17 protein-coding genes, 1 tRNA gene and 1 riboswitch are annotated in these 15,147 nt (G+C 43.2%); of the genes, 16 read left to right on the forward strand and 2 right to left on the reverse strand.

The features are described 5' to 3' along the window. Window positions 1-14 precede the first annotated feature (14 nt). The 12 genes from AC27IJ_RS15945 to AC27IJ_RS16000 all read left to right on the forward strand — a co-directional run bounded on the left by AC27IJ_RS15945 (window position 15) and on the right by AC27IJ_RS16000 (window position 10,529). Complete coding sequence (locus AC27IJ_RS15945; RefSeq protein WP_312445680.1) at window positions 15-887, forward strand: ABC transporter permease; 873 nt, start codon at window positions 15-17, stop codon at window positions 885-887. Between the two features lie 250 nt (window positions 888-1,137). Next, on the forward strand, window positions 1,138-1,992 hold the full coding sequence (licT, locus tag AC27IJ_RS15950; protein ID WP_487149722.1) for a BglG family transcription antiterminator LicT: 855 nt from the start codon (window positions 1,138-1,140) through the stop codon (window positions 1,990-1,992). Next, window positions 1,985-2,479 carry a PTS sugar transporter subunit IIA gene (locus AC27IJ_RS15955; protein ID WP_312445678.1) on the forward strand — a complete coding sequence of 165 codons (495 nt, stop codon included), beginning with the start codon at window positions 1,985-1,987 and terminating at the stop codon, window positions 2,477-2,479. Before licT ends, AC27IJ_RS15955 begins: the two co-directional genes overlap by 8 nt. Window positions 2,480-2,499: 20 nt before the next feature. Next, window positions 2,500-2,742: an HPr family phosphocarrier protein gene (locus AC27IJ_RS15960; protein ID WP_312445677.1), complete on the forward strand. Its 243-nt coding sequence runs from the start codon at window positions 2,500-2,502 to the stop codon at window positions 2,740-2,742. A 71-nt stretch (window positions 2,743-2,813) separates the two neighbouring features. Further along, window positions 2,814-4,250 (forward strand): N-acetylglucosamine-specific PTS transporter subunit IIBC, encoded by a 1,437-nt coding sequence (gene nagE, locus AC27IJ_RS15965; RefSeq protein WP_312445676.1) that lies wholly within the window; start codon window positions 2,814-2,816, stop codon window positions 4,248-4,250. A 137-nt stretch (window positions 4,251-4,387) separates the two neighbouring features. Next, a complete protein-coding gene (locus AC27IJ_RS15970; RefSeq protein WP_312501501.1) occupies window positions 4,388-5,008 on the forward strand; it encodes a manganese efflux pump in 621 nt (206 codons plus the stop codon). Between the two features lie 96 nt (window positions 5,009-5,104). Then, window positions 5,105-6,265, forward strand: coding sequence for a flagellin lysine-N-methylase (gene fliB / locus AC27IJ_RS15975; protein ID WP_312501502.1), 1,161 nt, complete (start codon window positions 5,105-5,107; stop codon window positions 6,263-6,265). 528 nt (window positions 6,266-6,793) lie between these two features. Further along, window positions 6,794-6,865 (forward strand) — tRNA-Cys (locus AC27IJ_RS15980). A 61-nt stretch (window positions 6,866-6,926) separates the two neighbouring features. After that, window positions 6,927-7,829, forward strand: a complete 903-nt coding sequence (locus tag AC27IJ_RS15985; protein WP_312501504.1) for a transporter substrate-binding domain-containing protein — start codon at window positions 6,927-6,929, stop codon at window positions 7,827-7,829. Window positions 7,830-7,850: 21 nt separating this feature from the next. Then, the gene (locus tag AC27IJ_RS15990; protein WP_312445670.1) at window positions 7,851-8,558 is read left to right on the forward strand and encodes an amino acid ABC transporter permease; all 708 of its coding nucleotides are present in this window, start codon (window positions 7,851-7,853) and stop codon (window positions 8,556-8,558) included. 5 nt (window positions 8,559-8,563) lie between these two features. Next, on the forward strand, window positions 8,564-9,268 hold the full coding sequence (locus tag AC27IJ_RS15995) for an amino acid ABC transporter permease (protein WP_312445669.1): 705 nt from the start codon (window positions 8,564-8,566) through the stop codon (window positions 9,266-9,268). Between the two features lie 4 nt (window positions 9,269-9,272). Then, window positions 9,273-10,529 (forward strand): metal-dependent hydrolase family protein, encoded by a 1,257-nt coding sequence (locus tag AC27IJ_RS16000; RefSeq protein WP_487149727.1) that lies wholly within the window; start codon window positions 9,273-9,275, stop codon window positions 10,527-10,529. Between the two features lie 150 nt (window positions 10,530-10,679). Here the strand turns inward: AC27IJ_RS16000 and AC27IJ_RS16005 are convergent, their stop codons facing one another. Both AC27IJ_RS16005 and AC27IJ_RS16010 read right to left on the reverse strand, forming a co-directional pair. Beyond that, window positions 10,680-11,372: an LrgB family protein gene (locus AC27IJ_RS16005; protein WP_312445667.1), complete on the reverse strand. Its 693-nt coding sequence runs from the start codon at window positions 11,370-11,372 to the stop codon at window positions 10,680-10,682. Then, window positions 11,365-11,736 carry a CidA/LrgA family protein gene (locus tag AC27IJ_RS16010; RefSeq protein ID WP_312501509.1) on the reverse strand — a complete coding sequence of 124 codons (372 nt, stop codon included), beginning with the start codon at window positions 11,734-11,736 and terminating at the stop codon, window positions 11,365-11,367. The genes AC27IJ_RS16005 and AC27IJ_RS16010 overlap by 8 nt, the downstream gene beginning before the upstream one ends. A 248-nt stretch (window positions 11,737-11,984) precedes the next feature. Here AC27IJ_RS16010 and AC27IJ_RS16015 point away from each other — a divergent pair, with 248 nt between their 5' ends. The 4 genes from AC27IJ_RS16015 (at window position 11,985) to AC27IJ_RS16030 (ending at window position 15,127) form a co-directional block, all read left to right on the forward strand. Next, complete coding sequence (locus tag AC27IJ_RS16015) at window positions 11,985-12,533, forward strand: phosphatase PAP2 family protein (RefSeq protein ID WP_312445867.1); 549 nt, start codon at window positions 11,985-11,987, stop codon at window positions 12,531-12,533. A 35-nt stretch (window positions 12,534-12,568) separates the two neighbouring features. Continuing rightward, a riboswitch (THF riboswitch) is annotated at window positions 12,569-12,666 on the forward strand. Between the two features lie 60 nt (window positions 12,667-12,726). Further along, entirely contained in the window at window positions 12,727-13,299 is a 573-nt protein-coding gene (locus AC27IJ_RS16020) for a folate family ECF transporter S component (RefSeq protein WP_312445664.1), read from the forward strand. Window positions 13,300-13,479: 180 nt separating this feature from the next. Beyond that, window positions 13,480-14,298: a Cof-type HAD-IIB family hydrolase gene (locus AC27IJ_RS16025; RefSeq protein WP_487149730.1), complete on the forward strand. Its 819-nt coding sequence runs from the start codon at window positions 13,480-13,482 to the stop codon at window positions 14,296-14,298. Further along, window positions 14,291-15,127, forward strand: coding sequence for a P-loop NTPase (locus AC27IJ_RS16030; protein ID WP_312445661.1), 837 nt, complete (start codon window positions 14,291-14,293; stop codon window positions 15,125-15,127). Before AC27IJ_RS16025 ends, AC27IJ_RS16030 begins: the two co-directional genes overlap by 8 nt. The last annotated feature ends 20 nt before the right edge of the window (window positions 15,128-15,147 follow it).

A 15,147-nucleotide genomic window follows, 5' to 3' on the forward strand; every position in this document is an offset into this window, starting at 1 on the left:
GCAGGAGAAAATGAATGAATAGAGATAAAACAATAATCAGTGAAGATAATGCATACCGCAATACGGTAATGAGGCGGTTCTTAAAACACAAATTGGCTGTGGCCAGTACCGTATTCCTGGCTATGATTCTCCTATGTGCGCTGCTGGCGCCGGTTCTTTCGCCTTATGACCCGAATAAGGTGGTCGGCGGATTCAGCGATCCGCCTTCCCTAAAGAACTTACTTGGAACCGACCAGGTGGGAAGGGATGTATTAAGCAGAATGCTGTACGCCGTCAGAATCTCGTTGTTGGTAGGGTTTGCCGCTACTGCCGTATCCACGGTCGTCGGTGTGGTTCTGGGCCTGGTATCCGGGTTCTTTGGAGGAATCCTTGATATGGTCATCATGCGGTTTACCGATATGGTCATGTCCTTCCCCTATATTTTACTTGTATTGGTTTCAGCCGCGATATTTCGCCCGGGTCTTTTAAATATTATACTGATTCTCGGTTTTGTTGATTGGCCAGGAATTGCACGGCTGGTCAGAGGAAATGTTCTATCCATCCGAGAGATGAATTTTATTCAGGGGGACCGTGTTGCAGGAATGCCAAAGCGCTATATCCTGTTTTCCGAGATACTTCCCAATACGGTCGCACCCATTCTGGTATATGCGACCTCGGTTATCGCCATATCGATGTTAGATGAAGCAGCCTTAAGCTTTCTTGGTATGGGAATTCAACCGCCTCAGTCCAGCCTTGGCAATATGTTAAACGGAGCCCAATCCATCTCGATCCTCACTTCCAAGCCATGGTTGTGGGTACCGCCGGGACTGATGATCATATTGCTGGTCGTCAGCATTAATTTCATCGGAGATGCTTTAAGAGATGCTTTCGATCCTTCGGGAAATTAATTAGCGGATCGCCGTATGTGGGATAGGGATTTCGCGGGATGATTTTAGCTGAAACATTGTAAATTTATAAAATATATATAAAAATGTATAAAATTTTGTTGACTTTTTAGAAAGAAACTGGTATAGTTCAAGCAAGGATATATTAAGTGGATTGTTACTGGAAAGCAGGCAAAACCAATTTTGATTATGGAAAATGAAATTTATTTTCGTGGTCGAAGTTGGTTTTTTATTTTATAGGATGGGACATTGTATGAAAATTGACAAAATAATCAATAACAATATTGTCAGTGCGCTGGAGCCGGATGGAAAAGAAATTATAGTCATGGGCAGGGGAATCGGATTCGGCATGAAGCCGGGAAAGGAAATTCCGGAGGGTGCAGTTGAAAAGGTATTCCGTCTGGACAGCCAGAACAATGTTGACAAATTTAAAGAATTGCTGGTGAACCTTCCCCTTGAGCATATCCAGGTTTCTACGGAAATCATAAATTACGCGAAAAGCGTATTAAACAGGAGTCTTAATCAAAACATATACATAACGCTGACGGACCACATCAATTTTGCCATTCACCGTTTTAAGGAGAAAATGAAATTCTCAAATCCTCTGCTTAATGAGATAAAGACCTTTTACAAAGAGGAATACTTGATCGGTGAGTACGCTATAGCATTGATTGAGCGGAGGATAGGGATATCCCTTCCTGTTGATGAGGCAGGGTTCATCGCGTTTCACATCGTCAATGCGGAATTCAATACCGCCATGCGCGATACCATTGATATCACAAACCTGATTCAGAATACTGTAGGGATTGTAAAGGATTACTTTTCAATGGTGCCCGATGAAACGTCATTAAATTATCAGCGGTTTGTTACCCATTTAAGGTTTCTGGCACAAAGAATCGTTACAAAGGAGCTGTTAAACAGCGGGAATGGTGAATTTAACCATTTGATATCCAAGATGTACCCGGAGGAATACGGGTGCAGTTTAAAAATCAAGGATTATATAATGGAAACGTACCATCACGATGTAACGGAAGAAGAAACCGCATATCTGGCGGTTCATATCAAAAGAATGAGGCTGCAGAAGAAAGGAGAATCATTATATGTTTGATTCATTAAAAAAAATATTCGGCGGTGGCGGAGAAAAAGAGAGAGAGAAAATTCTGGCTCCGGTTGAAGGTACAGTAGTGCCCTTAAGTGAAGTGAATGATCCCACATTCAGCCAGGAGATCCTTGGAAAGGGAGTCGCCATTATTCCGGCAAAAGGAAGAGTTGTGGCTCCGGCCGACGGAATCCTGACGGTGGTGTTTGAGACAAAACATGCTGTCAGCATTACGACTCCGGAAGGCGCTGAAATCATTGTCCATGTAGGGCTTGATACGGTCAATTTAAAAGGGGAGCATTATACTGCTTATAAAAAGCAAGGAGACAAAGTGAAAGCAGGGGAGCTTCTTCTTGAATTTGACATGGCAGCCATAAAGGAAGCCGGATATGAAGTGATCACGCCGGTTATCGTCTGCAATACGCCGAATTATCCGGATATGGTATGCCATACAGGAATGCAGGTAAAGGAACTAGAACCAATCATCGAATTATAGGTATTAAAATGAGGGAGTATTTGTATGAATTAAAAGATCCCCTGGGACTTCATGCCAGGCCGGCTTCCGTGATTTTTATGGAAGCCAGGAAATATTCGTGCAGCATAGAAGCCCAGTGGGAATCAGACAAAGCGGATTGTAAAAGCCTTTTGGCATTAATGGGGCTTGGAGCCAAAAGAGGAAGCATCATCCGGTTCCGGTTTGACGGAGAGGATGAGGAGGCGGCCATGTACGCGCTTTGCGCCGTTTTGGAAGAAATGTGATCTGAACCTGCTTGGCAGCAGGAATGGATAAAAAATGTCCGGTAGGACAAAAAGAAAGGGGTTTCTTTATTATGATGAAGTATTTGCAAAAACTAGGTAAGTCATTGATGCTTCCGGTGGCATGTTTGCCAGCGGCAGGCATCCTGATGGGAATTGGTTACTGGATTGACCCCACCGGCTGGGGCGCAAACAGTGCCATTGCTGCCTTTTTAATCAAGGCAGGGGGCGCCATCATTGATAACATGGCAGTTCTGTTTGCAATCGGTGTCGGTGTTGGTATGGCAGATGACCATGAGGGTACTGCAGCGCTGGCGGCCATTGTTTCCTGGCTGATGATTCAGACGATTCTTTCACCTGGAGTGGTTGCCATGCTGAAAGGAATTGATGTCAGCGAAGTGAATCCTGCCTTTGGTAAGATTGGAAACCAGTTTATCGGTATCGTATCCGGTATCATCGGTTCCAGCTGCTATAACAGGTTTAAGAATACCAAACTTCCTGACGCGTTGGCATTCTTCAGCGGCAAACGGTCTGTTGCCATTGTTACTGCACTTGTTTCTCTGGTAGCCTGCCTTGTTTTATTCTTCATATGGCCGGTTGTATATTCCGGATTGGTTGCATTTGGTAAAGGTATTCTGGGAATGGGCGCTATAGGAGCCGGTATTTATGGTTTCTTCAACCGTCTTCTGATCCCGGTAGGTCTCCATCACGCACTGAACTCCGTATTCTGGTTTGACGTTGCAGGAGTAAACGACCTTGGTAATTTCTGGTCAGGAAATGGTGTCCTGGGCCAGACAGGTCAGTACATGACAGGCTTTTTCCCGGTTATGATGTTCGGTCTTCCGGCCGCAGCTTTGGCTATGTATCATACCGCAAAGCCTGGTAAAAAGAAAAATGCATATGGTTTATTACTTGCAGCAGCAGTTTGTTCCTTCTTTACAGGTGTAACAGAACCTCTGGAATTTGCTTTCATGTTCCTTGCTCCAGGCCTTTACTTAATCCATGCAATTTTAACCGGTATTTCCTTAGCGATCTGCTCCCTGCTTCCCGTACGTGCAGGCTTTAACTTCAGTGCAGGTTTCGTTGACTGGTTCTTGAGCTTTAAGGCTCCCATGGCTGTAAATCCGCTGCTTATTATCCCGCTGGGCCTTGTATATGCAGCTATTTACTACTTCGTATTCCGCTTTGCAATCTTAGCGTTTAACTTTAAGACTCCGGGACGGGAAGATGATGATCTGGATGAGAACACAGTTACTCTTTCCAATAACAACTTTACCGCTGTTGCTTCCATTATTCTGGAAGGACTTGGCGGTAAGGATAATATTACCAGCGTTGATAACTGCATTACAAGATTAAGACTGGAGATCAAGGATTATACTCTGGTAGATGAAAAGAAGATCAAATCTTCTGGTGTTGCCGGCATCATCAGACCTGGCAAAACCAGCGTACAGGTTATTGTAGGACCTCAGGTACAGTTTGTGGCAGATGAATTTAAGAAGCTTAGCCAGTAGTGATCAGGCAAAAAGCAGGGGCATATTGCTGCCCCTGCTTTCTTATTCTGGGTTTGAGACAAAAAATCCGGCAGCCTTCGGGGTCCCAAACGGGACTTGAATGAATATATTAAAATAAAAAGGTAAGATTCCGGGATATGCGTGATATATTAATTCTTGTGCTGGCACTTAGCACCGACACCTTTGTTGCCAGCATTGCTTATGGGGCAAACCGGCTGAAGATTTCCTGCGGAAAGGTTATTGCAGTAAATATGATCTGCAGCGGCTGTCTGGGAGCTGCTCTTGTATTTGGAAGCGTGATCAGCGGATTGGTACCGGAAGGTTTTGCAAAGGGGGCGGCATTTTCCTGCCTGTTTCTCCTGGGCGTGATAAAGCTTCTTGATTATACCATAAAAAAGTATATTAACAGCCATGTGAATGTTCAAAAGAATCTGACATTTTCTATTTCCGGTCTGAGTATCATCATAAATATTTACGGAAATCCTATGGCAGCAGACTGGGACCATTCCAAATCATTGTCCTGGAAGGAGACCATCATGTTTTCCCTGGCCATGTCCTTAGACAGTCTGATAGCCGGGGCTTTATCCGGATTTTTGATGATACCTCCGGGGCTTACGACCCTTTCCGCTCTGGTTGTGGGAACTGCCGTCATGTATATCGGCCTGTTTCTGGGACATAAGCTTGCTGCATTAAAGAACTGGGATTTGTCCTGGGTCAGCGGCATACTGTTTTTGTTTCTTGCGTTTGGAAAATTATGATTGCCTGATTTAAAAATGGGGTTCACTCTTTTAAATGGGTTGCACCCCATTTTTAAATGCGGTATAATCGATATCAAAAAACAGGAGCAATCATTTATGCAGTTTACAATACCTCATTACTATAATAAATTCCGCTGTGTGGCCGGAGAGTGCCCGGATACCTGCTGTGCAGGCTGGGCCATCATGATCGATGATCTTACAAAAAAACGATACCAAATGCGAAAGGATGCTTTTGGCAGAAGGCTTAATCAATGGATTGACTGGAAAAATGGCTCCTTTAAGCAGTGTGACGGCCGGTGCGCGTTTCTAAATAAGGACAAACTATGCGATATCTATAGGGAGGCCGGCCCGGGAATGCTTTGCAAAACCTGCCGGGATTATCCAAGGCATATAGAAGAATTCGAAGGAGTCAGGGAAATCTCCTTATCCTTATCCTGCGAGGAGGCTGCCGGGCTGATTCTTGGCTGTGAAGAACCTGTCCGCTTTCTTACGAAAGAGGATGAGAGGGCGGAGTCCTATCCGGATTTTGATTTTCTATTATTTACAAAGCTTATGGATGCAAGGGATCTGATTTTATCCTTCCTGCAAAACCGGAACATGGATTGCCGTCTGCGCATCGCCTTGGCATTGGGTTTTTCCCATGATATGCAAAGGAGAATCAATGAGGAAAAGCTATATGAGCTGGATGAATTGATGAAACGGTATCAAGGGACGGGCGGAACTGAGATCGTGGAACAGAAAATGGCTGTTCGCAGGATAGAAGATCGGATCCGTTATGAAAAGATGAAGAAATGGTTTTCTCTCTTTAGAAAGCTTGAAGTGCTTAATGAAAGCTGGCCCCAATATTTGGGAACTCTTAAAAGGATATTGTTTGACGCCGGTGCAGAAAGCTATGAGGAAAACAGGAAAGCCTTTCACCGGTATTTAATGGAAGAGGAAGGCCGTAAGCGTCAATGGGAGCAGTGGAGCGAACAGCTAATGGTATACTTTATCTTCACCTATTTCTGCGGAGCTGTTTATGACGGACACCCCTATGTAAAAGCAAAGTTTGCCGCAGTGTGCACAATTCTTATTCAGGAAATGGGCCAGGCGGTATTCAAAAGAAATGAAGGCAGCCTGGATTTTAAGGAATTTGTTCATCTGGCTCACCGGTTTTCCCGGGAAGTAGAACATTCGGATTTGAATCTCAATACACTGGAGGGAATGTTCCGGACGGATAAGAGCTTTGGCCTGGAAGAGATTCTTCAGATGCTTTAGGGGATACATACATTCAAATATTCGGATATGGGCTTTCAAATGAATAGGAGCTCGTAGAAGCATTTACGAATGCAATTCCATCAGAACTTAAAGAAGTTTGAATAATATTAAAAAAGTATTGACAATTAAAAGGGTTAAGATTATAATGCATTACATATAGATATAGTAGGTGATGGGAAAGGGAGGATATGTAGGAAAAACACATCGTTTTCTTTCATAAATATAGAATTTCCCATTTATAACGGCAAGAGCGTGCAGATTAAATAAAATAAAAAGAGCTGACTGGACAACTGGAGGTTCTGATAAGCAGTAATGCATATCAGAGGAAGGTTGTTCTTTTTTATTTTATGGTAATCTCTCCAACCAGAAGGTGCCCTCATCTGCCAGCGAGGCATTTAGAATCCGTGATAGAGGTGCTATCATCAAATTTATAAAAATCTGACTAGAAAACTAGAGGATTTGGATGAAAGTCCAAGTCCTTTTTGCATTTTGGAACAGTCTGGCAGCTTCTTAAATAACAGAAGATTGGGTGCCGTAGCCAGAAGGAAAAGGCAAGAGTCTGCAAAACTTAGATTGTTGGTTCAAATCCGACCGGTACCGTTGATATATAGAAACTTAGCTGTTTATATAAATCAAGGAATACAAAAAAGGAGAATGAAAAATGAAAAAAAGTGAAAAAGAATCCAAAAAAGCAATGACAGTAGCATTAATGGCGGTAGTATTGTTAGCGGCAATGGCTGCTACAGCAGGCTGCAATTCGAGAAGTGGCGTATCTGATGGCGGCCAATCGGCAGAAAGCACGACAAAGGAAAGTGTTGCAGCGGATGTAAAAATTATTAAAATCGGAATTGGCAACAGTTTTAATCCAATGTGCTACGTGGATGAGAATGGAAATTTACAGGGCTATGATTTTGAGACATTAAAAAAGATCGATGAACTACTTCCGCAATATGAATTTGAATATGAGCCTACGGAATTTAAAAACATTTTAGTAGGTCTTGATACGGACAATTATGATATTGCTGTTCATCATTATGGCTGGAATGAAGAACGGGCAAAAAAATATTTATACGGTGACGTAGGTAACTTTTTTGATACCGGATATAATTTCAGGGTTGCAAAAGGTTCCAAGATTGTGATCCATAGTGAAGAAGATTTGGGCGGGCTTAAAATTGCGGTGCAGACATCATCCAATGTAGCCTATTTGTCAGAAAAATATAACACGGAGCATCCCAATAACCCAATTACAATTATTTATGATGACGGAACAACGGAACAGCATTTGGCAAGCTTAAACAGCGGTATTTACGATGGACTTCTTAGTATACCATTTGTTGATATCCTGGATAAAGCGGCGTACGGAGATATTTTTGATATTGCAGGTTCCCAGCTCTTTTATAATACTGATAAGCTGAACGGCTGCTATTTTATCTATAACTATGGTGATGAGCAGCTTAAGCAGGATATAGATGCAGTACAGCAGGAACTGTTGGATTCCGGCTGGCAAAAGGAACTTTCCGAGAAAATACTGGGTGCAGATTATACTGTTAATTTAAGCAAATAAGATAGGAAGGAGCAGATAATCATGGCAGGTGATTTTTTTTCCTTTCATAGAGTAATAACATATTTCCCTAAGGTTCTCTCAAAACTACCGGTTACTCTTAACATCGTATTGGTTTCCATTACAATTGCAATTGTACTTGCCACTGCAATTGCAATGATCTGCATCAAAAAGCTGCCTGTATTAAGCCAAATGGCGGCTTTATATATCTCTTTTGTAAGAGGAACCCCCATTCTGGTACAAATGTTTCTGGTGTATTATGGTATGCCGCTTTTTATCACCGCACTTGTGGGGAGTAATATCACATCAGAATGGAATAAGCTGATATTCGTTTACATAGCCTACGGATTTAACGAAGCTGGTTTTTTATCGGAGCATATACGTGCAGCTATATTATCCGTGCCGGCAGGGCAGACTGAGGCCGGATACTCTGTAGGGTTGAACGGAAACCAGACGTTTTTCCGGATCGTCCTGCCTCAGGCTTTCCGGGTGTTAATTCCCGGGTTCAGCACCATGCTGGTGGGACTTCTTCCTGCGACTTCCTTAGCCTATATGCTCGGCGTTACGGATATGATGGGGAAGGTCAGAGCAATTGGAACTGTTACCTTTCATACGTTAGAGGGATATTTTTGTGCAGCGATTATCTTTGTATTGGCAAGCTTTATACTGGAACGTTTTTGTGCCCATCTTTTAGAGCGGTTTAATTATGAAAGTAAAATAAAAGAGGCGTAAAGAATATGAATATAAAATTAAATTATATTTTGGAATGTTTCTGGAATGCGGTCAGATACATCCCCATCACCCTATATATTGCAGCGCTGGTTCTGATTATTGGATTTATATTCGGTACACTGATCGCCCTTGGAAGAACATATCGGATCAAAGGATTATCATTTTTCCTTGATCTTTATATTATTATTTTTAAAGCAGTTCCTGTGAATCTAATCATAGTCGCATCGGGGCTTATATTTGCATTGAAGTTCAATGATTTTGCAAAAGCACTCAGTCTGGCAGTCAGGGTAAATGATATCAATATGCTTTATGTAGGAGTTTTCGCACTGTCTTTTACCTGCACCACGCAGCTATCTGAAAATATTAGAGGAGCACTTTCTTCTATTCCGAAGGGACAATATGAGGCAGGATATTCTGTTGGCATGACCCAAAATCAAACGTTCCGCCGAATTGTGTTCCCTCAGCTTTTGCTGGTTCTGGTTCCGGCCCTGACAGGAAGCGTTATTTCTATTATTAAAGCTACTTCCCTGGTAATTTTGATTGGAGTTATGGACATATTAAATGGCGCTTTAAAATATGCAAATGCGGCTTACTGCTTCTTCGAAGCTTATCTTGCAGCAGCTATGATCTATTGGCTGTTCAGCCTGGTTATTCAGTGGAGCGGCAATACCCTGGAACGACATCTTGGAAGATACAGAAAGGAGCTGTAAGTATATGAAAAAACTTATAAAAAATGCCAGTGTATTTGATGGAAAGCATGAAAAGTTAAAGAAAAATGCAGGGATTGTAATAGAAAACAACCTTGTAAAAGAGATCTTTGATGGAGGATTTTCAGAGGAGAATTTTGATCAGATCATCGATGCACAAAATAAAACGGTGATACCAGGTCTAACAGATGCTCACGTTCATTTGTTTTTTAATGGAACCGGTATTTCTGATGCCATGAGGCAGGATGAAAATGCAGTCCGTTCCGTCCGTTTTGCCCGTGATATGCTTCTTCGGGGGTTTACAACGGTTCGCGATGCAGGAGGCGTGACCTATGGGTTAAAGAAAAATATTGACAACGGATATTTAGAGGGGCCAAGGATTTTACCATCAAATGCTTTTATTTCCCAAACAAGCGGCCATGGAGATACAAGAGCAAGCAGAGCAGAATACCGGCTGACTGACAGTATATATATATCTGCGGCATTGCAGAGTAAGGGCACAGTATTAGCAGACGGAGTGGCAGAAATGCTAAGAGCGGTACGAGAACAGCTTTTTCTTGGAGCATCACAAATAAAAATAATGGCAGGAGGAGGGATATCTTCTGCTTATGACCCGATTCAGACTGTTCAGTTTACCCTGGAGGAAATGAAGGCGGCAGTTTCAGCGGCGGCGGACTACGGAACTTATGTCATGGCCCATCTTTATACCCCCCAGTCCATGCAAAGGGCCGCAAGAGCAGGCGTTAAAAGTTTTGAACATGCGACGATGATGGATGAAGAAACAGCTAAGGTCATAGCCGCCAATGGAATATGGGTAACAGCCGGTCCGCAATGCGGCAGGAATTGGCATAATGAACTTACACCAGAATCCATCAAGAGAAAATCAGCCATGGTTAAACAGGGAGAAGAGCTTACCACAGAGCTGATCCATAAATATAATCTTCCGATTTTATTTGGAACAGATTCTTTTGGAGATCCGGAACGGGTAGACAAATATCAGTTAGAAGATTTTTCCTTTTTTAAAAAGAGATTTGGCAGTTTCAAAGGACTTGTGGCAGCTACAGGGAACATTAATGAGCTGGCGAAGCTTATGACCTATCAAAATCCTTATCCGGAAGGAAAGATAGGAGTATTGGAAAAAGGGGCATTTGCAGATCTTTGTATCGTGGAAGGCAATCCTGTTGAGGATCTGGATGTATTGGCAGACAGGAACAATATAAATCTGATCATGAAAGATGGAAAGATTTATAAAAATATTCTATAAAATATTTTGTAATATTTAAAAATAATAATTAATCAACAGAATAACTGGAGGTTTGAAAAGCATAACTTTTGAAATTATGCTTTTCAAACCTCTTTAGAAGTAGTACTTCAAACCCTTTTCAAGTAGAATTCCCTGGATGAGGAAAGCTGTTTACATGAAGTTAGAGAATACAGAAGCCAATATAACGGTGCAAAGTCCGGAGGTTGCTATTGCAAGACTGCTCATGGCTCCTTCGATTTCGCCCATTTCCATGGCTTTTGTAGTTCCCACGGCATGGGAAGCAGAGCCGATGGCAATGCCCTTGGCAATGGGTTCCGTAATTTTAAATATTTTGCACACAGCTTCCGCAATGATGCTCCCCTGGATGCCGGTGATGATGATGCTGGCTACCGTTATGGTCACATATCCCTTCATTTCCTCTGTAATTCCCATTGCAATGGCTGTGGTAATGGACTTTGGCAGAAACGTAACATACTCCTGGTGATTTAAACCAAAGACCAGAGCCAAAAGCAGTACGGTGGTCATTGTGGTGAAAACCCCGGTCACGGTTCCGGCTATAATAGCTTTGGAATGCTTCTTAAGCAGTTCCAGCTGGCGGTAAAGAGGGATTGCCAGGCAAATGGTGGCCGGCGTCAGAAGATAGCTGATGTATTTGGCGCTTTTATCGTACACCTCATAATCAATATGAAATACAGACAGAAATACCATGACAACACAAATGGATATTAAAAGAGGGTTAAAGATAGCCCATTTGAATTTTTTCTTTAAACGGAGTCCCAGCTCATAGCTTAAGAGACTGAGAACCGCACCAAAAAACAAAAAATCACTTACTGTATTACTCATTTTTTTCTGCCTTTCCTTTTCCGTCGTTTTTGATAAACAGCTGAGTCACTTTTCCGGTAATTACCATCACGATGATTGTGGAAAGCAGGGTGATGACCAGAAAAGGAACCAAAATGGGCCGAAGAACTCCCCAGGAATCCAGAAGTCCGACGGCTGCCGGTATAAACATCAATGGCATGATGTCTATGAGAAATATGCTGACTTCCTCAACTGCCTCCAATGGAATCCATTTCTTCCTTAACCCGATCAGCATGATCAACAGACCATAGATGCTTGCCGGGACCGGAAGGGGAACCAGCAGATGTATGATTTCTCCTGCAAGGGATATAAATAGAATAATAGTGAATTGTCTGATGTATTTCATAACATAGCCTCCTTAGTTTCCTTCCTGACTTTTCAACTATGGTTTATCCTAAACTTATATTTAGGGCTTGTCAAATGGTTTTATTATCATGACGAAATTTTTTGTTGGTAAATTTAAGGGGAGCAAGGTATAATAGACCTAAGCGTCTGTTATCGTGTTGCATTCGCCATATGCCGCTAAAGCGGCGCTTGGCTCATTGCTTTCATGGTCTAATAGGAGCATGAATGAAAAAGGAGTAAAGAATTATGATGGCTGGTACGGAATTTGGTATTCTGTATTTTTTACAATCGTTACATACTCCCTGGCTGGATGTGCTTATGAAGGAGATAACCAGTCTGGGAGATCACGGGATGTTCTGGATCCTCACCGGAGTTGTTTTGCTGTGTTTTAAAAAGACAAGACTCATGGGCCTTTGTGTTATTTTATCCCTGGCAGCGGGTCTTTTGATCGGAAATACGTTTCTTAAGAACATGATTGCCAGAGAAAGGCCCTGTTGGATTGATAACAGCGTCCCCCTTTTAATAAATAATCCCAGAGACTATTCCTTCCCCTCCGGGCATACCCTAGCTTCCTTTGAAGGAGCAGTGAGCATCTGGCTTTATAACCGGAAATGGGGAACTGCAGCCCTGATTCTGGCAGCCCTCATCGGTTTTTCCAGAATGTATCTGTTTGTTCATTTTCCCAGCGATGTACTTGGAGGGCTGGTTCTTGGCGTTCTGATCGCTGTTTTGGTCCACTTTATAGTGGAGAGAGGAAAAATTTCTAAAAAAAATACTTGCTTTCCAGGGAATCTATGATATACTGATGGCGTTACAAAATACAATATTATAATCGCAGAGTAGACCCGTGTGCGTTAAGTGCCAGCTGAACAGGGAGTTGTCAGCCGGACGAAAAGATTTTCTTGCGGTACACCGGTCGCATCCCGCTGCATCAGAAGATAGGATTATTATCTCCGGTTGTAGTTTGAGGTCTGCAAAGGAGGTATTTTTTATGAAAAAATTCGTTTCTTTGTTCACCGATTCTTACAGAGAGCTGAAGTCTGTAAGGACCATTACCACCTCCGCCATGTTTGGCGCAGTAGCAATTGTTTTGGGCATGTTTTCCATTAACATGGGAAATTACATCCGGATCAGTTTTTCGTCCATCCCAAACGGTATCGTTTCATACCTGTTTGGCCCGGTAGTAGGAGGCCTTTTTTCCGGAAGCATGGATGTGCTTAAATACCTGCTAAAGCCTACGGGTGCATTTTTCCCGGGGCTGACCCTGGTAACTGTTCTGGCAGGTATCATGTATGGCTGCATGTATTACAGAAAGCCTGTCACCTTAAGACGGGTTCTGGTTTCCAAGCTTCTGGTCATGCTGGTATGTAACGTGATTCTTAATACCATGTGTCTTTCTATCCTGTACGGAAAGGGCTTTATGGTACTTCTTCCGGCAAGGGCACTGAAAAATCTGGTCATGTGGCCTATTGATTCCATGATTTTTTATTCCATGGCAAAAGCGCTGGATACCATGGGGGTCTTTAGAACAATCCGTAAGGTTGGGACTGCAAGAACAAAATAAAAAACAAAGGCCTGTAGCGTCAATGATGACAGCACAGGCCTTTTGCCAATGAAATTCGCAGCCGCCCTTTTATCGAAACTTACGTTGCAAGTTCCGATAAGCTATATTATAATCTTAAGTGTTTGTATGATGTAGCGAACACAGATAAGAATAATCAGATTATGAAGGAATGATGGATAAATGGAAAAGAAGATAAAGGCCATTTTTTTTGATATTGATGGTACGCTTCGGGATTTTCAAACAAAACGGATTCCGGGCAGCGCAAAAGAGGCGCTTTTGGAAGCCAGAAGGGCAGGAATCCTGCTGTTTATTGCAACGGGACGACATAAGCTTGAAATGGAAGAAGAAGGCCTTCTGGAGGGAATCCCCTTTGACGGCTATGTGACGTTAAACGGCCAGTATTGCTATTGCGGGGACAGGATCATTTATGATCTGCCCATAGATCCTGGTGAAGTTGAGCGGACTTTAATGTTTTTGAAGGAAGAGCCATTTCCCTGCATGTTTATGGAAGGGGACCGCATGTACATCAATATGGTGAATCATGCGGTGGAAAAGGTCCAGTTGGATATCGGAACCAGGCTTCCCCCGGTTTTAAACGTGGAACGGGCCAGAAACCAGCGTATTTACCAGATAATACCTTACGTATCGTACGACATGGAGCAGAAGCTGAAGAAGTATCTTTGCGGCTGCGAGTTCATACGATGGCATGACGAGATGGGCTGTGATGTGATTCCCGCAGGCGGAAGCAAGTGGAACGGGATTATGAAGATGGCAGAGCATTACGGCTTTTCTGCCGGTGAGATGGCTGCCATTGGCGATGGCAATAACGATATTTCCATGATAACCGGCGCAGGCTTGGGAATTGCCATGGGAAATGCCTCTGATGAGGTAAAGAGTGCGGCCGGCTATATTACGAATTCGATAGAAACAGATGGCTTAAAAAAAGCCGTCTTCCATATATTAGACTATAATTCATTAGGAGGAATAACCAATGAGTGAAGTAAATTGTACTCATGATTGTAATACCTGCCAGGAGAACTGCGGCAGCCGTGAGGAGCAGGTAAGCTTTTTAGAACCCCTTAACCCTGCCAGCACAGTAAAAAAGGTAATTGGCGTTGTAAGTGGAAAGGGCGGCGTGGGTAAATCCCTGGTAACTTCCCTGATGGCTGTAGGTATGAACGGGAAAGGTTATAAAACGGCTATACTTGATGCGGATATCACCGGCCCATCCATTCCAAAGGCCTTTGGCCTTTCGGATTACGGTGTGGGCATGACGCCCAATGGCCTTATGATCCCGGCTACCACTGCAACAGGAATTGAAGTGATGTCAGCTAATCTGATTCTGGAACACGAGACGGATCCGGTCATCTGGAGAGGCCCTGTCATTGCGGGGGCGGTTAAGCAGTTCTGGCAGGAAGCCCTTTGGGATAACGTTGACTACATGTTCGTGGACATGCCTCCGGGAACCGGAGATGTGCCATTAACCGTGTTCCAGTCCCTCCCTGTGGACGGAATTATCATTGTCACCTCCCCTCAGGAGCTGGTTACCATGATTGTTGAAAAAGCGGTAAATATGGCGAAAAAGATGAATATACCGATTCTGGGGCTGGTGGAAAACATGAGTTACTTAATTTGCCCGGACTGTGGAAAGCAGATTTCTGTGTTTGGGAAGAGCCGCGTTGATGAAGCGGCCAAAGCAAGTGGTCTTACCGTTCTCGCGAAAATCCCCATTGATCCACGGATCGCAGCCGCAGTGGATGGCGGTACGGTCGAGTATTTAGAGGCGGCCTGGCTTAACGAGGCAGTTTCGGCAGCAGAGAAATCTTAAAGTAATATACGTTTCGAGGG

The sequence above is a fragment of the Lacrimispora sp. YZC11 genome (assembly GCF_057543815.1).